At 63.8% G+C, this 21,928-nt stretch carries 18 protein-coding genes and 1 tRNA gene; 12 read left to right on the plus strand and 7 right to left on the minus strand.

Translation table 11 applies throughout. The features are described from left to right. The first annotated feature begins 19 nt into the window (after nt 1–19). Nucleotides 20–1,228, plus strand: coding sequence for a branched-chain amino acid ABC transporter substrate-binding protein (locus QFZ83_RS11170; RefSeq protein ID WP_307506140.1), 1,209 nt, complete (start codon nt 20–22; stop codon nt 1,226–1,228). A gap of 132 nt (nt 1,229–1,360) precedes the next feature. Then, a protein-coding gene (locus QFZ83_RS11175) for an IS3 family transposase (protein ID WP_373457494.1) occupies nt 1,361–2,586 on the plus strand; the annotation gives its coding sequence in 2 pieces (ribosomal slippage) (nt 1,361–1,703 and nt 1,703–2,586; 1,227 coding nt in all). A gap of 60 nt (nt 2,587–2,646) precedes the next feature. Here QFZ83_RS11175 and QFZ83_RS11180 read toward each other — a convergent pair. The 5 genes from QFZ83_RS11180 to QFZ83_RS11200 form a co-directional block, all read right to left on the minus strand. Further along, nucleotides 2,647–3,036 (minus strand): response regulator, encoded by a 390-nt coding sequence (locus QFZ83_RS11180; RefSeq protein ID WP_307506142.1) that lies wholly within the window; start codon nt 3,034–3,036, stop codon nt 2,647–2,649. 101 nt (nt 3,037–3,137) lie between these two features. Further along, nucleotides 3,138–3,494, minus strand: a complete 357-nt coding sequence (locus tag QFZ83_RS11185) for a hypothetical protein (RefSeq protein ID WP_307506143.1) — start codon at nt 3,492–3,494, stop codon at nt 3,138–3,140. Nucleotides 3,495–3,697: 203 nt separating this feature from the next. Then, nucleotides 3,698–3,788 (minus strand) — tRNA-Ser (locus QFZ83_RS11190). A gap of 24 nt (nt 3,789–3,812) precedes the next feature. Further along, nucleotides 3,813–4,742, minus strand: a complete 930-nt coding sequence (locus QFZ83_RS11195; RefSeq protein ID WP_013541257.1) for an SPFH domain-containing protein — start codon at nt 4,740–4,742, stop codon at nt 3,813–3,815. A gap of 39 nt (nt 4,743–4,781) precedes the next feature. Then, entirely contained in the window at nt 4,782–5,207 is a 426-nt protein-coding gene (locus QFZ83_RS11200) for an NfeD family protein (protein WP_306879250.1), read from the minus strand. Nucleotides 5,208–5,403: 196 nt separating this feature from the next. Here QFZ83_RS11200 and QFZ83_RS11205 point away from each other — a divergent pair, with 196 nt between their 5' ends. Beyond that, nucleotides 5,404–7,701, plus strand: coding sequence for an arginine/lysine/ornithine decarboxylase (locus QFZ83_RS11205; protein WP_013541259.1), 2,298 nt, complete (start codon nt 5,404–5,406; stop codon nt 7,699–7,701). A 10-nt stretch (nt 7,702–7,711) separates the two neighbouring features. Here QFZ83_RS11205 and QFZ83_RS11210 read toward each other — a convergent pair whose 3' ends face one another. Next, the gene (locus QFZ83_RS11210; protein WP_307506147.1) at nt 7,712–8,566 is read right to left on the minus strand and encodes a DNA ligase; all 855 of its coding nucleotides are present in this window, start codon (nt 8,564–8,566) and stop codon (nt 7,712–7,714) included. A gap of 71 nt (nt 8,567–8,637) precedes the next feature. After that, entirely contained in the window at nt 8,638–9,420 is a 783-nt protein-coding gene (fabI, locus tag QFZ83_RS11215) for an enoyl-ACP reductase FabI (RefSeq protein ID WP_013541261.1), read from the minus strand. A gap of 37 nt (nt 9,421–9,457) precedes the next feature. On the opposite strand from fabI, the gene QFZ83_RS11220 reads away from it, so the two are divergent. The 9 genes from QFZ83_RS11220 to rbfA all read left to right on the plus strand — a co-directional run bounded on the left by QFZ83_RS11220 (nt 9,458) and on the right by rbfA (nt 21,926). Continuing rightward, the gene (locus tag QFZ83_RS11220) at nt 9,458–11,257 is read left to right on the plus strand and encodes an extracellular solute-binding protein (protein WP_307512688.1); all 1,800 of its coding nucleotides are present in this window, start codon (nt 9,458–9,460) and stop codon (nt 11,255–11,257) included. 20 nt (nt 11,258–11,277) lie between these two features. After that, complete coding sequence (locus QFZ83_RS11225; RefSeq protein ID WP_307506149.1) at nt 11,278–12,312, plus strand: microcin C ABC transporter permease YejB; 1,035 nt, start codon at nt 11,278–11,280, stop codon at nt 12,310–12,312. 7 nt (nt 12,313–12,319) lie between these two features. Further along, nucleotides 12,320–13,345: an ABC transporter permease gene (locus tag QFZ83_RS11230; protein WP_307506152.1), complete on the plus strand. Its 1,026-nt coding sequence runs from the start codon at nt 12,320–12,322 to the stop codon at nt 13,343–13,345. A 17-nt stretch (nt 13,346–13,362) separates the two neighbouring features. After that, nucleotides 13,363–14,982, plus strand: coding sequence for an ABC transporter ATP-binding protein (locus QFZ83_RS11235; RefSeq protein ID WP_307506155.1), 1,620 nt, complete (start codon nt 13,363–13,365; stop codon nt 14,980–14,982). A 19-nt stretch (nt 14,983–15,001) separates the two neighbouring features. Continuing rightward, complete coding sequence (locus tag QFZ83_RS11240) at nt 15,002–16,198, plus strand: YbfB/YjiJ family MFS transporter (RefSeq protein WP_307506158.1); 1,197 nt, start codon at nt 15,002–15,004, stop codon at nt 16,196–16,198. Between the two features lie 198 nt (nt 16,199–16,396). Continuing rightward, nucleotides 16,397–17,044 (plus strand): ribosome maturation factor RimP, encoded by a 648-nt coding sequence (gene rimP / locus QFZ83_RS11245; protein ID WP_013541267.1) that lies wholly within the window; start codon nt 16,397–16,399, stop codon nt 17,042–17,044. A 16-nt stretch (nt 17,045–17,060) separates the two neighbouring features. Next, nucleotides 17,061–18,554 carry a transcription termination factor NusA gene (gene nusA, locus QFZ83_RS11250; protein WP_042576810.1) on the plus strand — a complete coding sequence of 498 codons (1,494 nt, stop codon included), beginning with the start codon at nt 17,061–17,063 and terminating at the stop codon, nt 18,552–18,554. Between the two features lie 24 nt (nt 18,555–18,578). Then, nucleotides 18,579–21,533: a translation initiation factor IF-2 gene (gene infB / locus QFZ83_RS11255; RefSeq protein ID WP_013541269.1), complete on the plus strand. Its 2,955-nt coding sequence runs from the start codon at nt 18,579–18,581 to the stop codon at nt 21,531–21,533. A gap of 21 nt (nt 21,534–21,554) precedes the next feature. Then, a complete protein-coding gene (rbfA, locus tag QFZ83_RS11260) occupies nt 21,555–21,926 on the plus strand; it encodes a 30S ribosome-binding factor RbfA (RefSeq protein ID WP_013541270.1) in 372 nt (123 codons plus the stop codon). The last annotated feature ends 2 nt before the right edge of the window (nt 21,927–21,928 follow it).

Consider the following 21,928-nt stretch of genomic DNA (forward strand, 5'->3'; position numbering starts at 1 on the left):
CAAGTTCTGGAGGTTTCCCATGCAATTGAAATGGACTGCGGTCGCACTGGCTGCACTCACGCTGGTGGCTTGCGGCAAGAAAGAAGAAGCTGCTGCACCCGCTGCAACGCCAGCGCCCACGGCGGCTGCCCCCGCACCCGCAGCACCTCCTGCCGATGCACTGGTCGTCAAGATCGGTCACGTCGGCCCGACCAGCGGTCCCATTGCCCACCTCGGTAAGGACAACGAGTTCGGCGCCAAGATGGCCATCGAAGACCTGAATGCCAAGGGCCTCAAGATCGGCGACAAGGTTGCCAAGTTCGTGCTGGTGCCGGAAGACGATGCCGGCGATCCGAAGCAAGGCACTGCCGTTGCTCAGAAGCTGGTCGACGAAAAGGTCAACGGCGTGGTCGGTCACCTGAATTCGGGCACCACCATTCCCGCCTCCAAGCTCTACAGCGATGCCGGCATTCCGCAGGTCTCGCCGTCGGCAACCAATCCCAAGTACACGCGCCAAGGTTTCAAGACCACGTTCCGCGTGGTGGCTGACGACACGCAACTGGGCGGCACGCTCGGCAAGTACGCCGTCGAAACGCTCAAGGGCAAGAACATCGCCGTGATCGACGACCGCACGGCTTATGGCCAAGGCGTTGCCGAAGAATTCGAGAAGGCCGCCAAGGCCGCAGGCGGCACCATCGTGGGCCACGAGTTCACCACCGACAAGTCGACCGACTTCAACGCCATCCTGACCAAGCTGAAGGCTGCCAAGCCCGACGTCCTGTTCTTCGGTGGCATGGACGCCGTCGGCGGCCCGATGCTCAAGCAAGTCAAGCAGCTCGGCCTGAACGTCAAGTTCATGGGCGGCGACGGCCTGTGCACCGGCGAACTGCCGAAGCTGGCTGGCGATGCCATCGGCGAAGACATGGTGGTCTGCGCCGAAGCCGGCGGTGTCGATGGCGACTTCAAGCAGCCGCTGGAGGACTTCAAGGCCAAGTTCAAGGCCAAGAACGGCGTCGAAGTGCAGATCTATGCACCGTACGTCTATGACGCGGTCAACGTGCTGGCCGAAGCCATGGTCAAGGCCGGTTCGTCGGATCCGGAAAAGTACCTGCCTGAAGTCGGCAAGCTGCAATACAAGGGCGTGACCGGCCCGATCGCCTTCGACGAAAAGGGCGACATCAAGAACGGCGCGCTGACCTTGTTCACGTACAAGGGTGGCGTGCGCACGCAGATCGCCGTGGTGCGCTGAGGCGCATTGGCAGCCGCGCAATTCGCGCGGCTTGTCTGCTGAAAAAGAAAAGGGCCTTCGGGCCCTTTTTTCATGTGCCTGACCCGTCCTGCCCAGCGTTGACACCTTTCATCAGTGAAAGGAAAAAGCGCAATGGGCACAGGCGTCAAGAGAACTCAGCGTGACTACACGATGGCCTTCAAATTGGCTGTCGTCGAGCAAGTGGAAAAAGGGGAGCTGACCTGGGGCCAAGCGCAGAGTCGCTATGGGATCCAGGGCAACTCGACAGTGTTGAACTGGCTGCGCAAGCACGGTCGCCAGGGGTGGGGTCGTGCGGCATCATCGGCGGCTATGCCGATCGACAAGACAGCCATTGCACGGACGCCAGAACAGCGGATCAAGGAATTGGAAACGCAACTGGCCATGGCGCAGGAGAAGGCCCGGTTGTTCGAAGCGGTGCTGGAGGTCCTGAAGAAGGATCACGGCGTGCGTGTCGTAAAAAAGCCTTCGGGCAAGTCCTCGCGCAAGGCCTCGTCCAAGGGCTGAGCGTGACGCGGGCCTGCCACCACATGGGCATCAGCCGTCAGGCGTACTACCAGGGCCAGCACAGGGCCACCCGGCGCCACGAACGCGCCGAAGCGGTGGTGCAGTTGGTCAAGGAACAGCGCATGCGCCAGCCGAGACTGGGTACGCGCAAGCTGCACTACCTGCTGCGTGAGCCGTTGCAGCGCCAAGGCATCGAATTGGGGCGTGATGCGATGTTCGACGTGCTGCGCAACGCGCGCCTGCTTGTGGCGAACCGCCGGGCGTACCACAAGACGACGGACAGCCATCATCGCTTTCGCCGCCACCCGAACCTGGTCAAAGCGGGGCCTACGCAGATTCGCGTCACGCGCAGCGAGCAGCTGTGGGTGGCCGACATCACGTACCTGCCCACGGTCGACAAGGTGGTCTACCTCAGCTTGGTCACCGACGCGCATTCCCGCAAGATCGTGGGCTGGCACGTCCATGCCAGCCTGCAGACGGAGGAGGTGGCGCGGGCCCTGAAGATGGCGCTGCGCGAGCGAAAGACGCGCGAGCAACTCGTGCATCACTCTGATCGCGGCATCCAATACTGCTCGAACTACTATCAGGCGCTGCATCGCCGCCATGGCCTGAAGTGCTCGATGACCGACGGCTACGACTGCTACCAGAACGCACTGGCCGAGCGCATCAATGGCATCCTCAAGACCGAATTCCTGCTGAGCCAGCCAGCTGACCTGGCTCAGGCCAGACGACTGGTGGCCGAGTCCGTGCATATCTACAACCACGAGCGGCCCCATCTGTCGCTCAAAATGCAAACGCCCGATGCTGTGCATCGGGCGTCCGTGGTCGGCTGAGGCCGGCTATTTGGGTGTCAACGCAATTCAGGACGGGTCAGACGGGCGATCGCGGCAGCGTCAGAGTTCGGCGAGGCCCGAGGGGCGGTCGGTGTTGCAGTACTCGATGAAGGCATCGAGATCCCGGGACTTGTCGAACACGGCGTCGGCACCCAGCGCCTCGCATCGGGCCCGGATGTCCGCAGTCACGTAGTTGCTCAGCACCACGACCCGTTGGGCCTCCGAACGGGTCTTGCAGCCGGCCAGGACGCCCAGGCCGGAGCCTTCTTTCAGGAACAGGTCGACGATCAGGAGTTGCCAGTCATCGGGATGGGCCGCAAGCCAGGCCAGCGCATCCGACTCGGTCTCGGCAAAGCCGACGACCCGGCCATTCACCAGGTCTTCCAGTGCCGGCACCAGGTTGTCTCTGATGGTCTTGTTGTCCTCGACGAGGAACGTGATGAGGGACATGCCTTGGTTTCGCTTTGAGAACCAATAGCGTAGCGTGGCGCACGTGGTCGCAGCGTAGGAGAAGGGAGACGACGGACCGAGGGGCGCAGTTCCTGGCTGATTCAGTCCGAGTCGTTGGTCCGGATCTTTGCCTTGAGCTTTTCGGCCAGTGCCAGGCTCTCGTCGCGCTCGGCGGTCGCCTCGAGGCGCTTCTCGATCTCTTCGCTCAGCGCGGCATTCACCTCGGCCAGTTTCTCTGCGGACTTGGCCAGCTTTTCTTCGAGCTGGTTTGTGTGCTCGATGGCCTGCGCCACCTCGCCGACCTGGATCTCGTCAGGCAGTTCCTGCTCGAGCACCGTGCTCACCACGGCCAGGTTGTCCGATGCCCGCTGCACGTCGGCAGCGACTTCTTCGCTCTTTTGAAGCGTCCTGTCGAGGGAGGTCTTGTCACGCGGCGTCGTTGAGGTCTGTCCGGCCATCGAGGCTCCTTGCGAAAATTTTCGCGCTTGAAAGTAAAACCTTTGGATCGTACCGCTGGACGGGAGCGTCGGTGGCTTGACCCTGGTAGTTATGAAGCAACGTGTCATATGACACTCTGGAACACAAAAAAGCCCAAGTGCTTGTGGCGACTTGGGCTTCTTGCTATCTGCATGTTCGCGAACGGTTACGAACAATCAATCTCTGGCGGAGCAGGCGGGATTCGAACCCGCGGAGGGCTATTAACCCTCACACGCTTTCCAGGCGTGCGACTTAAACCGCTCATCCACCGCTCCTGAGCCCACGATTGTAGCAGTCGCTCAGGCCGGATTCGATGGCTTGCCGGCCTGGACCATGCGCATGGCCGAAGCGATGAGTGCTGCCGTCTCGCTCATGTTGCTCGGCACGATCAGCGTGGTCTTGGAATCGGCCGCGACCTTGCCATAGGCATCGACCGCACGCTCCGCCACCTTGAGCTGCACGGCCTGCTCGCCGCCCGGCTTCTGGATGGCCGCTGCCACGCGTTCGATGGCATCCGCAGTCGCCGTGGCCACCGCAGTGATCGCGGCTGCCTCGCCCTGTGCGTTGTTGATCTGGGCCTGCTTCTCACCCTCGGAGCGGGCAATGAAGGCCTCGCGCTCGCCGGTGGCGATGTTGATCTGCTCCTGGCGACGGCCTTCCGAAGCTGCGATCAGCGCGCGCTTGCCGCGCTCGGCGGTGATCTGCGCTTGCATGGCCAAGAGGATTTCCTTCGGCGGCGTCAGGTCCTTGATTTCGTAGCGCAGCACCTTCACGCCCCAGTTGAGCGCAGCCTCGTCGATGGCGGCTACCACCTGGGCGTTGATGACGTCGCGCTCCTCGAAGGTCTTGTCGAGCTCGAGCTTGCCGATCACGCTGCGCAGCGACGTTTGCGCAAGTTGCGTCACAGCCACGATGTAGTTCGACGAGCCGTAGCTCGCGCGCATCGGGTCGGTCACCTGGAAGTACAGGATGCCGTCGACCTGCAGCTGTGTGTTGTCGCGCGTGATGCAGATCTGGCTCGGCACGTCGAGCGGAATTTCCTTCAGGCTGTGCTTGTAGGCCACCCGGTCGATGAACGGGATCAGGAAATTGGGGCCGGGCGTCATGGTGCCGTGGTACTTGCCCAGACGCTCGCGCACCCAGGCGTTCTGCTGCGGCACGAACTTGACCGACTGGCTGATGAAGATGATCGCGATGACCAGGATGATGAGGGGGACCGAAAATTCCATGGTGCTCTTCCTTGTTCCGAGTTCTTGAGTTCTGACTGACTAGATCTTGTCGACGACGAGGCGGCTGCCGACCACCTCGACCACGCGGTGCTCGCCCGTCGAAGGCGCATGCCCTGCGCGCTGCACTACCGTCCATTGAGCGCCGCGGTAGCGCACGGTGGCGGTGCCGTCGGAGTTCCATGCATCGACCTGCACGCTCTCGCCAATGTCGAGATTCACGTCGCGGTTGGTGCCGGCGCCCGCTGCCCGCGGGCGCTTGCGCTGGATCGAGTACCAGACCAGTACGGCCCCCACGCCGATCACAGCCGCGACGATCAATTGGGTGATGGTGCCGAAGCCCAGGTGCGCCGCGATGGCGGCTGCCGCGAAGCCGGCCGCCAGCAGAAGCAGGTAGACCGTGCCCGAGAGCAGCTCGACCACGATGGCGGCGCCCGCGATCAGCCACCAAATGGTGGAATTCGCCATGACAACTCCTCTTTTTGCTTGTTCGATGCGCGCCATTCTGAGGCATACGGCGCCATGCGCTTGCCTCACGTAGGGGTACTGGCCCCAGGGGAGTGCCTCATGCCGTCATCGCTCGAATGTCTTGCATCAGGCTGACCGAATTCTTCATCTGAATTCCGTACACTTCGCGCCTCATTGCCTGTCCGGAGCCCCGCTCATGAAATTTCGCTTTCCCATTGTCATCATCGACGAGGACTTCCGCTCCGAAAACACTTCGGGCCTCGGCATTCGCGCGCTCGCGCAGGCCTTCGAAAGCGAGGGCTTCGAAGTGCTGGGCGTCACGAGCTACGGCGACCTGAGCCAATTCGCGCAGCAGCAAAGCCGAGCCAGTGCCTTCATCCTGTCGATCGACGACGAGGAATTCACGGTCGGCCCCGACCTCGATCCTGCCGTGCTGAACCTGCGCACCTTCATCGGCGAGGTGCGGCGCAAGAACGCGGACGTGCCCATCTACATCTACGGCGAGACGAAAACCGCGCGCCACATTCCGAACGACATCCTGCGGGAGCTGCACGGCTTCATCCACATGTTCGAGGACACGCCGGAGTTCGTGGCGCGCCACATCATCCGCGAGGCCAAGAGCTACCTGGAAGGGGTGCAGCCGCCGTTCTTCAGGGCGCTGATCGACTATGCGGAAGACGGCTCGTACTCCTGGCACTGCCCGGGCCACTCGGGCGGCGTGGCGTTCTTGAAGAGCCCGGTGGGCCGCATGTTCCATCAGTTCTTCGGCGAGAACATGCTGCGCGCCGACGTCTGCAACGCGGTAGAAGAACTGGGCCAACTGCTCGACCACACCGGCCCGGTGGCGGCCAGCGAGCGCAATGCGGCGCGGATCTTCAACGCCGACCACTGCTTCTTCGTGACCAACGGCACCAGCACCAGCAACAAGATGGTGTGGCACCACACGGTGGCGCCCGACGACGTCGTGGTGGTCGACCGCAACTGCCACAAGTCGATCCTGCATGCGATCATCATGACCGGCGCGATTCCGGTGTTCATGAAGCCCACGCGCAACCATTTCGGCATCATCGGCCCGATTCCCAAGAGCGAGTTCGAGCAAAGCGCCATCAAGGCCAAGATCAAGGCAAACCCGCTGCTGGCCGACGTGGACCACGAGAAGGTCAAGCCGCGCGTGATGACGCTCACCCAGTCGACCTACGACGGCGTGATTTACAACACCGAGACCATCAAGAATATGCTCGACGGCTACGTCGACACGCTGCACTTCGACGAGGCCTGGCTGCCGCACGCCGCTTTCCACCCGTTCTACGGCGCCTATCACGCGATGGGCAAGCGCCGCGTGCGTCCGAAGGAATCGTTGGTGTTCGCCACGCAGTCCACACACAAGCTGCTGGCCGGCATCAGCCAGGCGAGCCACGTGCTCGTGCAGGACTCGCAGAACCGCGCGCTCGACCGTGACCTCTTCAACGAGGCCTATCTGATGCACTCGTCCACCAGCCCGCAGTACGCGATCATCGCGAGCTGCGACGTGGCGGCCGCGATGATGGAGCCGCCCGGCGGCACCGCGCTGGTGGAGGAGAGCATTCTCGAAGCGCTCGACTTCCGCCGCGCCATGCGCAAGGTCGAGGAAGAGTTCGGCAAGGACGAGTGGTGGTTCAAGGTCTGGGGCCCCGAAAAGCTCGTCGACGAAGGCATCGGCCGCGCCGACGACTGGATCATGAAGGGCGAGAAGGACGGAAAGCCCAAGAACAAGAAGAGCCCGCGCAACTGGCACGGCTTCGGCGACCTGGCCGATGGCTTCAACATGCTCGACCCGATCAAGTCGACCATCGTGACGCCCGGCCTCGACCTCGAAGGCAACTTCGCCGAGACCGGCATTCCCGCGAGCGTGGTGACCAAGTTCCTCGCCGAGCACGGCGTGATTGTCGAGAAGACGGGCCTGTACAGCTTCTTCATCATGTTCACCATCGGCATCACCAAGGGTCGCTGGAACACGCTGCTCACGGCGCTGCAGCAGTTCAAGGACGACTACGCGCGCAACCAGCCGATGTGGCGCATCCTTCCCGAGTTCTGCCAGCAGCACCCGGGCTACGAGCGCCTGGGCCTGCGCGACCTGTGCCAGCACATCCATCAACTCTATGCACGCTACGACGTGGCGCGCCTGACGACCGAGATGTACCTGAGCGACCTCACGCCGGCCATGAAGCCGAGCGACGCCTTCGCCCACATCGCGCACAGGAAGACCGAGCGCGTGGAAATCGACGAGCTCGAAGGCCGCATCACGACCAGCCTGATCACGCCGTACCCGCCGGGCATTCCGCTCCTGATTCCGGGCGAAGTGTTCAACAAGAAGATCGTCGACTACCTGAAGTTCTCGCGCGAATTCAACCTGCAGTGCCCGGGTTTCGAGACCGACATCCACGGCCTCGTGGCGCGCATCGACGAGACGGGCAAGAAGCGCTATTACGCCGACTGCGTGCGCAAGGCCGGCTGATCAATCAGGGTCAGGAGTGCGGGGCGTCGTCGCGCACCCGCATGAAGCGCGCAAACCGCGGCAGGCCGCTGGCATTCGTGCCATTGAAGCGGTAGGTGACCCAGGCGCCGATGGCGGGCGGGTTCTCGCGCTCGGCATCGGTCAAGCCGCTGCCGAGCTTGAAGCGCTTGCCCTCGGGCGTCTCGACGACCAGGGCGCCGAGCCGGTGGCTGTTGCGGCCCTTGCCGGTCACGTGGCCCACCACCCGGGCCTCGGCATCGTCGTAGGGCTTGACCTTGAGCAGGTCGTTGTTGCGCTCGCCACGGTAGAGGGAGCTGCCACGGTGCAGCATCAAGCCTTCGCCGCCCATCTTCACCGTCTTGTCGAGCAGGGCCTGCAGCTCGGCGTGCGTGGTGGCGCGTTCCTGCGGCACGAGGACGACCCACGGCGCGTCGGTGATCGGGAGCAGCTTGCGCAGTGCCGCCAAACGGGCGGTGAAGTCGCCGGGCTGCGCCGGCATGTCGAACACCATGAAGCGCATCTCGCGCCAGGCGACGTCGTTGGGCGTCTGGCTGCGCGCGGTGGAGACCGCATGCGAGAACCGACCGCGACCCGCCCACAACTCACCGTCGAGCGGTTGCTTGGGCAGCGACGCGATGAACCACGCGGGCGCCGCAACGGGCTCGCCACCGCGTGTCCAGAGCTGCTTGCCGTCCCAATAGCCGCGCACGCCGTCGTATTTCTCGCTGACCCAGTAATCTGCCAGCGACATGCCGGGGCGGTAGACGTCGGCCAGCATCAGCGAGGGCGCGGCGTTGCGCGCAAGCGCCGGTTGGACCAGGGCCAGGCCCAGGGTCGCGAGCAAAAGGGAGCGTCGGTTCAGCACGATGCTATGGAATGAATAGCGGGATAGCGAAGAACGGCCGCAGGGCGGCCGCTTGCCGGGTCCAACAGACCTTATTCGGCCATGCCCCCGACGACGTTGCTGAAGCCGCCGTCCACGTAGGTGATCTCGGCCGTCACGCCGCTCGCCAGGTCGCTCAGCAGGAAAGCGGCGACGTTGCCCACTTCCTCGATGGTCACGTTGCGGCGGATCGGCGATGCGTCGGCCACGGCAGCCAGCATTTTGCCGAAGCCCTTGATGCCGCTCGCGGCCAGCGTCTTGATCGGGCCCGCGCTGATGCCGTTCACGCGCATGCCCTTCGGGCCGAGCGACGAGGCGGTGTAGCGCACCGAGGCTTCGAGCGAGGCCTTGGCCAGGCCCATGGTGTTGTAGTTCGGCAGCGCCCGCTCGGCGCCCAGGTAGGTCAGCGTGAGCAGCGCCGACTTGTCGTTGAGGTAGGGCAGGGCCGCCTTGGCCATGGCCGGGAAGCTGTACGCGCTGATGTCGTGCGCGATCTTGAAGCCTTCGCGCGAGAGGCCGTCGAGGAAGTCGCCGGCGATGGACTCGCGGGGGGCGAAGCCGATGCTGTGCACGAAGCCGTCGAACTTCGGCCAGGTCTGGGCGAGGTCGGCGAAGAGCTTGTCGATCTGCGCGTCGTCGCTCACGTCGCAGTCGAAAATCAATTTCGAATCGAAGTCTGCGGCATATTCGGTGATACGGTCCTTGAATCGCTCGCCGACATAACTGAAGGCGAGTTCCGCGCCTTGTTCGTGGCACGCCTTGGCGATGCCGTAAGCGATCGAGCGATTGCTCAACACACCGGTGATCAACAGTTTTTTGCCGGAAAGAAAGCCCATGAAATTGCCTTGTGAAAATCTTGGGCAGAATTCTCGCATGCGAGGTTGGCTGCTTTGGATGACGTTGGCACTCTCGGCGGCTCCCTCGTGGGCTGCCCATGCCTATGCGCAGTTCGGGGACATCAAGTACCCCCCGGGGTTTACGCATTTCGACTATGTGAATCCTGATGCGCCCAAAGGAGGCGAGATCCGGATGGTGCCGCCCACCCGGCCCACCAACTTCGACAAGTTCAATCCGTTCACGCTCAAGGGAACGGCACCCTCGGATATCGGTCCGTTGATGTTCGAGAGCCTGCTCATGGGAAATCTCGAAGAGCCGACCACGGCGTATGGCCTGCTGGCCGAAGATGTGGACGTGGCCCCCGATCGCCTGTCGGCGACCTTTCGCCTCAATCCCAAGGCGAAGTTCAACAACGGCTCGCCGGTGCTGGCGGCCGATGTGGTGTATTCATTCAATACGCTCACCGGCAAGCTGGCTGCGCCGCAGTACCGCACGATCTACGCCGAGGTCAAGAAGGTCGTGGCGGTTGACGAGCGCACCGTACGTTTCGATTTCTCGAGCCCGAACCGCGAGCTGCCGCTGGTCGTGGGTGGCATGCCGGTCTTCAGCCGTGCATGGGGCGGCGGCAAGCCTTTTGACCAGATCACAACCGAGCTGCCCATCGCGTCGGGACTCTACAGGCCCGCCAGCGACCGCCTGGGTCGCGACATCACCTACGTGCGCGACCTGAAATACTGGGGCGCCGACTTGCCCGTTCGCAAGGGCCAGTTCAACTTCGATCGCATCACCTTCAAGGTCTATCTTGACGAGACCTCGCGATTCGAAGGGCTCAAGGCCGGCGAATTCGACTTCATGCGCGAATTCAGTTCGCGCAATTGGGCGCGTCAGTACACGGGAAAGCAGTTCGATACAGGTGAAATCGCCAAACGGGCCTTCGAGAACCACAACCCCGGCGACTTCCAGGGTTACGTGCTGAACATGCGCAAGGAGAAGTTCAAGGACATCCGGGTGCGCCAAGCCATCGGACTTGCCATGGACTTCGAGTGGCTCAATCGCCAACTGTTTTACGGGCTCTATACCCGGGTTCAGGGGTACTTTCCGAACAGTGAGTTCCATGCCGAAGGCTTGCCGAAGCCTGATGAGTTGGCATTGCTGGAGCCGCTGCGCTCGAAGCTGCGGCCCGAAGTCTTCGGCCCCGCCGTGATTTCGCCGAGCACGGCCCCGCCGGGGAGCCTGCGCGAGAACCTGCGCAAGGCGAGAGCATTGTTGGCCGAAGCGGGCTGGACTTATCGCGACGGCGCGCTGCGCAATGCAAAGGGTGAGGCGCTTACCGTCGAGTTCCTCAACGATCAGCCTTCATTGATTCGCGTAGCGACACCGATGCAGTCGGCATTGAGAAAGCTCGGCATCGAGATGACATTCCGTACGGTCGATTTTTCTCTCGCGCAGCAGCGCATGGACAACTTCGATTTCGAGATGACCTCGCGACGGATTCCCGGCAGCACGGCCCCGGGTGGCGAGCTGTTCGAATTGTTCGGTTCGAAGGCGGCGGCAACCCCGGGGTCGTCCAATGCCTGGGGCATTTCGGACCCGGCCGTCGATGCAATCCTGGGCAAGGTGGTGGCCGCCACCACACGACCGGAACTGGCGACGGCCATGCGCGCATTGGACCGGGTGCTTTCGCACGGCTACTACTCGATCCCGCACTACTACGGCAGTGCCTTCCTGATCGGCTACCGCCCGGCCCGCTTCGTGCTGCCATCGACAATTCCACGGTATTACCAGGCCGACGACTGGGCGTTGTCGACCTGGTCGGCTTCGCCCTCGAACAAATAAAGACGACTGGGCACATATCCATGGCGAGCTACATCCTCAAGCGCCTGCTGCTGATGATTCCCACGCTGCTTGGCGTGCTGATCGTCACTTTTGCAGTGATTCAGTTCGTTCCCGGCGGACCGGTGGAGCAATTGGTGTCCCAATTGCAAGGGCGTGATTCGGGCGGTGAGCGCGCTTCTACCGGCGGCGCCGGCTACCGCGGCCGCCAGGGTCTGGATCCGCAGCGTATCGAGGAAATCAAGCAGTTCTACGGCTTCGACAAACCAGCTCACGAGCGCCTCTGGATCATGCTCAAGTCGTATGCGCGTTTCGACCTGGGCACGAGCTTCTACCAGCGCAAGGCCGTGTGGGAACTGGTCAAGGAAAAGCTCCCGGTATCGATCAGCCTGGGCTTGTGGACCTTCTTCATCAGCTATCTCATCGCCGTTCCACTGGGAGTTGCCAAGGCTGTGCGCGCAGGGTCGCGCTTCGACTTCGGCACCACGCTGATCGTGCTGATCGGCTATGCGATCCCCAGTTTCGTGCTGGGCGTGGCACTGCTCGTGATCTTCGGCGGCAAGCTGCAGTGGTTTCCGCTGCGCGGGCTGACATCTCCCAATTGGGAGTCCATGGCTTGGGGCGCGCGCATCATCGACTACCTGTGGCACATTGCGCTGCCGGTGACTTCCATGGTGCTCGGTAGCTTCGCGGTCACCGCCATGCTGACCAAGAACTCCTTCCTTGAAGAAATTCGCAAACAGTACGTGACGACGGCGCGTGCCAAGGGGCTGGGCGAGCGCCAGGTGCTGTGGAAGCACGTCTTCCGCAACGCGCTGATCCCGATCATCACCGGCTTTCCCGCGGCCTTCATCGGTGCCTTTTTCACCGGTGCGCTCTTGATCGAAACGTTGTTCACGCTCGACGGGCTGGGCCTGCTGAGCTACGAGAGCGTGATCCGCCGCGACTACCCGGTGGTACTGGGCACGCTGTATCTCTTCACGTTGATCGGACTGGTGACCAAGCTCATCTCCGATCTTTGTTATGTCTGGGTCGATCCGAGGGTGAAGTTTGACTAGCGCACCTGTGTCCATCAGCCCCGGGCGCCGCGCATGGCGCCGCTTCCGCCGCAACCCGCTGGGTTTCTGGAGCTTGCTCATCTTCTCGGTGCTCGTGGTGCTGAGTCTTTTTGCCGAGTTCCTCTCCACCGACAAGCCGCTTGTTGTGCGCTACGAGGGGACGACGTATTTCCCCGTGTTGCGCGACTATTCCGAGAAAACCTTCGGCGGCGATTTTGAGACGCCGGCGGACTATCTCGACCCGTTCATCGAGGAGCGCATCACCAAGGGCGACAACTGGGCGATTTACGCGCCCAATCGCTACGGCCCTCGCACGCTCAACTATTTCGCGAAGCAGCCAAATCCCGCGGCCCCGTCCGGCGAGAACATCTTCGGAACCGACGACCGCGGCCGCGACCTGCTGGCGCAGTTGATCTACGGGTTTCGCGTGAGCGTGCTGTTCGGACTGGCGTTGACGGCAATCGGCGTTGTGCTCGGCATCGTCACCGGTGCCATCCAGGGCTTCTTCGGCGGCAAGACCGACCTCGCGTTCCAACGCTTCATCGAAATCTGGGGCTCGATGCCGGAGCTTTATCTGTTGATCATCTTCAGCGCCATCTTTGCGCCGAGCGTGACCCTGCTCCTGGTGCTCCTGAGCCTGTTCGGCTGGATGGGCCTTGCCGACTACGTACGCGCCGAGTTCCTGCGCAACCGCCAGATGGATTACGTGCGCGCCGCGCGTGCGCTCGGCGTGAGCAACCTGCAGATCATGTGGCGCCACATCCTGCCGAACAGCATGGTGCCTGTCGTCACTTTCCTGCCGTTTCGCATGAGCGCGGCGATTCTGGCGCTGACCTCGCTCGATTTCCTGGGCCTGGGCGTGCCGCCGGGGACCCCATCTCTCGGCGAGTTGCTGAGCCAGGGCAAGGCCAATATCGATGCTTGGTGGATCTCGCTGTCGACCTTCGGCGTGCTGGTCATCACGCTCATGCTGCTGACCTTCATGGGTGACGCGCTGCGCGATGCGCTCGATCCGCGGAAGGCCGACAAGTGAGCGACATGAATCTAACCATGAAGAAGCCCTTGCTTGACGCGAAGGGCCTGCAGGTCTCCTTCAGCGGCAAGGAGGTCGTGCACGGCATCGACTTCCAGATTGCCGCGGGCGAAAAACTCGCGCTGGTGGGTGAATCGGGCTCGGGCAAGACCGTCACAGCGCTGTCGCTGCTGCGGCTGGTGCAGAACGCTGACCTCGCGGGCGTCGCGCAACTCTTCGCTCCCGAACCCTCGCAGGGTGCACGCGACCTGCTGGCGATTCCCGAGCGCGAGCTGCGAGGCATCCGCGGCAAGGAGATCGCGATGATCTTCCAGGAGCCGATGACTGCGCTCAACGCGCTCTACAGCGTGGGCGACCAGATCGCCGAGGTGCTGGAGCTGCACGAAGGGCTGTCCGCCCGCGCGGCACAAGCGGCGGCAGTCCAGTTGCTGGCCGACACCGGCATTCCGGAGCCCGCGCGGCGGGCGAGGTCGTTGCCTCACCAGCTCTCAGGCGGCCAGCGCCAGCGCGCCATGATCGCGATGGCACTCGCCTGCAAGCCGCGCCTCCTGCTAGCCGACGAACCGACCACCGCGCTCGACGTCACGGTGCGCGCGCAGATCCTCGAGTTGCTCGCCGAGTTGCAGCGCAAGTACGGCATGGCCGTGCTGCTGATCACCCACGACCTGAACCTCGTGCGCCGTTTTGCCGACCGCGTGGCGGTGATGGAGAACGGCCACATCGTCGAGCACGGCACCGTGGCCACGGTCTTCGACGCCCCGCAGCACGCCTACACCCGCAAGCTGATCGACAGCCATCCGGAGCGCGACGTGGCGGCGGTGGCGGCGCGGGCAGACGCAGCCCCTCTGCTCGAAGCCAAGGCCCTGCGCGTGAGCTATCCGGTGCCGAGGCCCGGCTTCGCCGGGTGGTTCCGCAAGGGCGAATTCATTGCGGTGCAGGGCGCCGATTTCCGCATCGTGCCGGGCGAGACGCTGGGTGTGGTCGGCGAGTCGGGCTCGGGCAAGTCGACGCTGGCGCTCGCGGCGTTGGGGCTGCTGAAGCATCGGGGAGAGCTGAAAGTGGATGGCAAGGGGTGGGCTGTCGATCGCGCATCGGACCTGGCGCTTCGCCGCACGATGCAGGTGGTGTTCCAGGACCCGTTCTCTTCGCTCTCGCCGCGCATGACGGTCGAGCAGATCGTGGGGGAGGGCCTGCGCGTCCACGCACCGGAACTCGATACGAAGGCGCGCAGGGCTCGCTCGCTCACTGCGCTGGCGGACGTGGGGCTGACCGAGGCGCAGTTTCCCGCGCTGCTCGACCGCTATCCGCACGAGTTCTCGGGTGGGCAAAGACAACGCCTCGCGATTGCGCGTGCCTTGATCGTCGATCCGCAACTGCTGGTGCTCGACGAGCCGACCAGCGCGCTCGATGTGACGATCCAGAAGCAGGTGCTGGGCCTGTTGCAGCGCCTGCAGCGCGAGCGGGGACTGAGCTATTTGCTGATCACCCATGACGTCGAGGTCATCCGCGCCATGGCGCACCAGGTCATCGTGATGAAGGACGGGGCGATTCTCGAGACCGGGACTGTCGAGCGCGTGCTGGATGCGCCGGAGCATCCCTATACGCAAAAGCTGGTGGCCGCCGCGCTGCTGGAATAAAAAGAAAAGAGAAGAAGAAATGTCGGTAAACGGACAGGACCGCCGCGGCGCCTGGCGCGCAGCGCTGGCCTGCATGGTCACGCTGGCGGTGGCGATGGGTCTCGGGCGATTCGCCTTCACGCCGATGCTGCCCATCATGCTGGGCGAGGGGAAACTGGAACTGGCCGGGGGCGGGGTGCTGGCGTCGCTCAACTACCTGGGCTATTTCCTCGGGGCGGTGAGCTGCGCGGGCATCGGGATCAAGGCGTCGAGCATGGTCCGGGGCGGGCTGGCCGCGACGGCGGCCTTGCTGATCGGCATGGGCCTGCTCCACAGCTTCACGGGCTGGGGCATCCTGCGGGCGGCGGCGGGTGTGATGAGCGCCTGGGTCTTCGTGTTCGCCTCGGGCTGGGGCCTGCGGCGGCTGGCCGAAACGAATTCGCCGATGCTGGCCGGCGTGATCTATACGGGGCCGGGCATCGGGATCGCCATGACCGGTCTGCTCGGCGGCGCGCTGGGGCGCTGGGGTTCGGAGGTGGGCTGGATCGGGCTGGGCTTGCTGGCCGTGGTGCTCATCGCGATCATCTGGCGGGTGTTCGATGACGGTGAAGCCGCGCAGGGCAGCGGCACGAAGGCGCCTGTGGCCGCAAGCAGCGCCACGGCGTCAGGCGCGGATCGCAGCGACGCGATCTGGCTGGTGGCGCTCTATGGGCTGGCAGGCTTCGGCTACATCATCACGGCCACCTTCCTGCCCCTGATCGCGCGCCAGGCGCTGCCCGAATCGTCCTGGCCCGACTTCTTCTGGCCGCTGTTCGGCGCGGCCATCATTCCCGGCGCGTTGATCGGTGCCCGCGCGCCCACCCATTGGGACAACCGGCTGCTGCTGGCGGCCGCCTATGCGCTGCAGGCGCTCGGCGTGGTGCTCTCCGTGGCTTGGCCCACGATCGGCGGGTTCGCGCTGGGCAGCCTGCTGCTCGGGATGCCGTTCACCGCGATCACGCTTTTTGCCATGCGAGAGGCGCGCCGGCTGCGCGGCAATTCAGCGGCGGGGCTGATCGGCTACGCCACGGCGTCCTATGGAGTGGGGCAGATCATCGGGCCGCTGTTCGCGGCGCCGCTGGCCCAGCGCACGGGCTCCTTCGAGCAGCCATTACTGGTTGCGGCGGCTGCACTGGCGCTCGGCGCGGTGCTGTTTGCGGTGGTCTGGTCGAAATCTCGCCGTTTGAATGCTGGCTGAGCACCAAAGCCCCTTCATTTATCACACGAATAGCATATAATTCGAGGCTCACGACCAAACGGGCGGGTACCAACCGCCCGTTTTTTTTGGTCTATGCATTCTTGATCATTCGTTACGTTCGCTGAGAACGCGGCATTCGTGCATTGGCGGATATCGCGAATTCGGCGAATTGAGTATTTAAAAGGCACTTTCGAACACGTGGCATTGCAGCAAATAGTGGAACAAACCGTGGCCGGTCTTGGCTACGACCTGGTCGAGATCGAGCGCTCGGCCGGGGGATTGCTGCGCGTGACGATTGATTTGCCTTGGACGGCCCCCACCTCCGAGGCTGTGGCGGCCGGTGTGCCAGAGCCCTTCGTGACGGTCGAAGACTGCGAGAAGGTCACGCGGCAACTGCAGTTCGCGCTCGAGGTCGATGGTGTCGACTACAAGCGGCTCGAGGTGTCCTCGCCCGGTATCGACAGGCCGTTGCGCAACGAGCAGGATTTCGAGCGTTTCGTGGGTTCGGTGATCGACCTCACGCTCAAGGCGCCCATGGGCGCAGCGGCGGCGGGCCAGGTGTCCGCCACCCGCAAGAAATTTCGCGGCACGCTGGAGCGTGCTGAAAAGGCAGAAGGGGCTGACGCAGCCCCGGGCTGGCAAATCGTCTGGAGCGATGCGCCCAAGCCCAAGCCGGGTCAAAAAGTGAGCAAGAAGCGCGCGCCTGCACCGTTGCATGCGCTGGGCTTCGTATTGGACGAGCTGCGCGATGCGCGGCTCGCGCCGATTGTGGATTTCAAGGGCCGCAAGGCCAAAACCCAACCGGGTTTTTCGGACATTGACGACGGAACGAACGTTCCTGACTGACAAGAGGAGTGGTGGCATGAATCGCGAAATGTTGATGTTGGTGGATGCGATCTCGCGCGAGAAGAACGTCGAGCGTGACGTCGTCTTCGGCGCGGTCGAATCCGCACTGGCGCAAGCCACCAAGAAGCTCCATCAGGGCGATGTGGACATCCGCGTCGCCGTCGATCGCGACAGCGGCGACTACGAAACCTTCCGTCGCTGGCACGTCGTTCCCGACGAAGCCGGCCTGCAGCTGCCCGACCAGGAAATCCTCCTGTTCGAAGCCAAGGAAGAAATGTCGGACATCGAAGTCGGCGAGTACATCGAAGAAGCGGTGGACTCGGTGCCGATCGGCCGCATCGGCGCCATGGCCGCCAAGCAGGTCATCCTGCAGAAGATCCGCGACGCCGAGCGCGAGATGCTGCTCAACGACTTCATGTCGCGCGGCGACAAGATCTTCGTGGGCACTGTCAAGCGCCTGGACAAGGGCGACATCATCGTGGAGGCCGGCCGCGTCGAAGGGCGCCTGCGCCGCAGCGAGATGATCGCTAAGGAAAACCTGCGTAATGGCGACCGCGTGCGGGCCATGATCATGGAAGTCGACCTGACGCTGCGCGGCGCGCCGATCATCCTGTCGCGCTCGGCGCCCGAATTCATGATCGAGCTATTCCGTCAGGAAGTGCCCGAAATCGAACAGGGCCTGCTCGAAATCAAGAGCTGTGCCCGTGACCCGGGTTCGCGCGCCAAGATCGCCGTGCTTTCGCACGACAAGCGTGTCGACCCGATCGGCACCTGCGTCGGCGTGCGCGGCACCCGCGTCAACGCCGTGACCAACGAGCTCGCCGGCGAGCGCGTCGACATCGTGCTGTGGAGCGAAGATCCGGCCCAATTCGTGATCGGTGCCCTGGCCCCGGCCAATGTGTCCTCGATCGTGGTGGACGAAGAAAAGCACGCCATGGACGTGGTGGTCGACGAGGAAAACCTCGCCATCGCCATCGGCCGCGGCGGCCAGAACGTGCGCCTGGCTTCCGACCTCACCGGTTGGAAGATCAACATCATGGACGCCAACGAGTCGGCCCAGAAGCAGGCGACCGAAACGGATGCCAGCCGCAAGCTCTTCATGGAAAAGCTCGATGTCGATGAAGAAATCGCCGACATCCTGATCTCCGAAGGCTTCAACAGCCTGGAAGAAGTCGCCTATGTGCCGATTTCCGAAATGCTCGAGATCGAAGCGTTCGACGAAGACACCATCAATGAGCTGCGCTCGCGTGCCAAGGATGCGCTGCTGACCATGGAAATCGCCAAGGAAGAGGGCGTCGAGACCCAGTCGTCGGTATCGCAGAACCTGCGCGACCTCGAAGGCCTGGACCCCGAGCTGATTCCCAAGTTGGCCGAAGCGGGTGTGAACACCCGTGACGACCTCGCCGACCTCGCGGTCGATGAACTCACCGAGATCACCGGCCACAGCGCCGATGACGCCAAAGCCCTCATCTTGAAAGCCCGCGAACATTGGTTCGCCGGCCAAGAGTGATGGTCATGGAGGCACGAAACCAATATGTCCAGTACCACTGTCGCCGAGTTCGCGAACGAGCTCAAGAAGACTCCCGAAACCTTGCTTGACCAGCTCAAGAGCGCAGGCGTGCCCAAAGCGGCACCCACCGATGCACTCACCGAGGCTGACAAGCAGCGCCTGCTCGGCTTTCTCAAAGCCAGCCATGGCACCGCCGAGCCCGAGCGCAAGAAGATCACGCTGACCAAGAAGTCGACCAGCGAGATCAAGCAGGCCGATGCCACCGGCCGCGCCCGCACCATCCAGGTGGAAGTGCGCAAGAAGCGCACCTTCATCCAGCGCGACGAAGGCCACCCGGCCGAGCCCGTGCAGCAAACCGCCGAGGCGCCTGCCGCCGCGCCGGCCGCGCCCCACGTGGACGAGGCCGAACTGGCCCGCCGTGAGGAAGAAGCGCGCCGCCAGGCCGAGCTGATTCGCCGCCAGGAAGAAGAACTGGTCGAGAAGCGGCGCCTGCGCGAAGAAGCCGAAGCCCGCGAACGCGAGCAGGCCGAAAAGGCCGAGCGCGCTGAACAGGCCGAGCAGGAAGCTGCCCGCATCGCCGCCGAAAAGAAGGCTGCCGCCGAAGCCGCTGCTGCGCCCGCGAAGGAAGCCGCCAAGCCGGTCGAAGCGCCTGCTGCAGTTGCCGCGGCCGCCGCCGCGGAACAGCAAGCCGCGGACACCAAGCTGGCCGCCCAGACCGCCGCCACGCAAGCCAAGGAAGACGCGAAGGCCAAGGCCGCCGCCGAATCGAAGGCCCGTGCCGACGAGGAAGCCGCCCGCGCCAAGGACCTGGACGAGCGTCGCCGCAAGGCCCTCGCCGAGGCCGAAGCCATCCGCGCCATGATGAATGCACCGGCCCGCGTGCTGGTGCCGCACAAGGCACCCGAGAAGCCGCAGCCCGAAAAGGCCGCGGTCAAGGGCACGCTGCACAAGCCGGCCACGCCCGCAGCGCGTCCCGGCGCACCAGCCGCACCGGGTGCTGCTGCAGCCCCTGGCGCCGCAGCCGGCGCTGGCAAGGAAGTCAAGTCGGCCAAGCTCTCCTCGAGCTGGGCGGGCGATCCTGCCAAGAAGAAGGAAATCAAGACCCGCGGCGATGCCAGCGGTGGTGTCGGTCGCGGCAACTGGCGCGGAGGCCCACGCGGCCGTCGCGGCAACGACCGCGGCGGTCATGAAGAGCACACGCCGGCCGCACCGGTCGAGGCGCGCATCCTGGAAGTGCATGTGCCCGAAACCATCACGGTGGCCGAGCTCGCGCACAAGATGGCCGTGAAGGCCGGCGAAGTCATCAAGCAATTGATGAAGCTGGGCCAGATGGCGACCATCAACCAGTCGCTCGACCAAGATACCGCCATGATCCTGGTGGAGGAAATGGGCCACAACGCGGTGGTTGCCGCGCTGGACGATCCGGAAGCCTTCACCGACGAGGACGTGTCGGCGCAAACGGCGGAAGCCCTGCCGCGCGCACCGGTCGTGACCGTCATGGGTCACGTCGACCACGGCAAGACCTCGCTGCTGGACTACATCCGCCGCGCCAAGGTCGCAGCGGGCGAAGCCGGCGGCATCACGCAGCACATTGGCGCCTACCACGTCGAAACCGAACGCGGCATGGTGTCGTTCCTCGACACCCCGGGTCACGAGGCGTTCACCGCCATGCGTGCCCGCGGTGCGCAGGCCACCGACATTGTGATCCTGGTGGTGGCGGCCGACGACGGCGTCATGCCCCAGACCAAGGAAGCCATCAAGCACGCGAAAGCGGCTGGTGTGCCGATCGTGGTTGCCATCAACAAGGTGGACAAGCCCGATGCCAACCTGGACCGCGTGAAGCAGGAACTGGTGGCCGAAGAGGTCGTTCCCGAAGAGTACGGCGGCGACGTGCCGTTCGTGCCGGTGTCGGCCAAGACCGGCCAGGGCATCGACGACCTGCTCGAGCAGGTGCTGCTGCAGGCCGAAGTGCTGGAACTCAAGGCGCCGGTCGATGCCGCCGCCAAGGGCCTGGTCATCGAAGCGCAGCTCGACAAGGGCCGCGGTCCGGTTGCGACCGTGCTGATCCAGTCGGGCACGCTGAAGGCGGGTGACGTGGTGCTGGCCGGTTCGACCTATGGCCGCGTACGCGCCATGCTGGACGAGAACGGCAAGACCATCAAGACCGCGGGTCCGTCGATCCCGGTCGAGATCCAGGGCCTGACCGAAGTGCCGCAGGCGGGTGACGAGTTCATGGTGATGGCCGACGAGCGCCGTGCGCGCGAAATCGCCACCTACCGTGCCGGCAAGTTCCGCAACACGAAGCTGGCGAAGGCTCAGGCCGCGAACCTGCAGAACATGTTCACCGACCTGTCGGCGGGCGAAGTGCAGACGCTGCGGATCATCATCAAGGCCGACGTGCAGGGCTCGCAGGAAGCACTGGCCCAGTCGCTGCTCAAGCTGGCGACCGAGGAAGTCAAGGTGCAAATGGTGTACGCCGGCGTCGGCGGCATCAGCGAAAGCGACATCAACCTCGCCATCGCCTCCAAGGCCATCGTGATCGGCTTCAACGTGCGTGCCGATGCCGGTGCGCGCAAGCTGGCCGAGAGCAACGGCGTGCAACTGAACTACTACAGCATCATTTACGACGCCGTGGACGAGATCAAGGTTGCGATGTCGGGCATGCTGGCACCGGAGCGCCGCGAAGAGATCATCGGTTCGGCCGAAATCCGCACGGTGTTCGTCGCCTCGAAGATCGGTACGGTCGCGGGTTCCTACATCACCTCGGGCTCGGTCAACCGCAGTGCGCATTTCCGCCTGCTGCGCGACAACGTGGTGATCTACACCGGCGAAGTCGACTCGATCAAGCGCATGAAGGACGATGTCCGCGAAGTCCGCGAAGGTTTTGAGTGCGGTATCAAGCTCAAGAACTACAACGACATCAAAGAGGGCGATCAACTCGAATTCTTCGAGATCAAGGAAATCGCCCGGACGCTGTAAGCGTTCGAAGCGAGAGCGTTCATGCCCAAAAGAAAAGCCGCCGCCCCGAACCGCGCCTTCAAGGTCGCCGACCAGATCCAGCGCGATCTGACGGAACTGATCGCGCGCGAGTTGAAGGATCCGCGCGTGGGCATGGTCACGATCCAGGCGGTCGAGGTCACGCCCGACTATGCGCACGCGAAGGTCTACTTCAGCCTGCTCACGGGCGACGTGGCCGAGACCACCGAAGCGCTTAACCAGGCCGCGGGGTTCCTCCGCAATGGCCTGTTCAAGCGCCTCCATATCCACACTGTGCCCACGCTGCACTTCCTGTTCGACCGCACCACCGAGCGCGCGGCCGACATGAACGCGCTGATCGCGCAGGCTGTCGCTTCGCGCTCGAAAGACGAATAGCG

It is taken from the genome of Variovorax sp. W1I1, assembly GCF_030815625.1.
GTDB lineage: Bacteria > Pseudomonadota > Gammaproteobacteria > Burkholderiales > Burkholderiaceae_C > Variovorax > Variovorax paradoxus_C.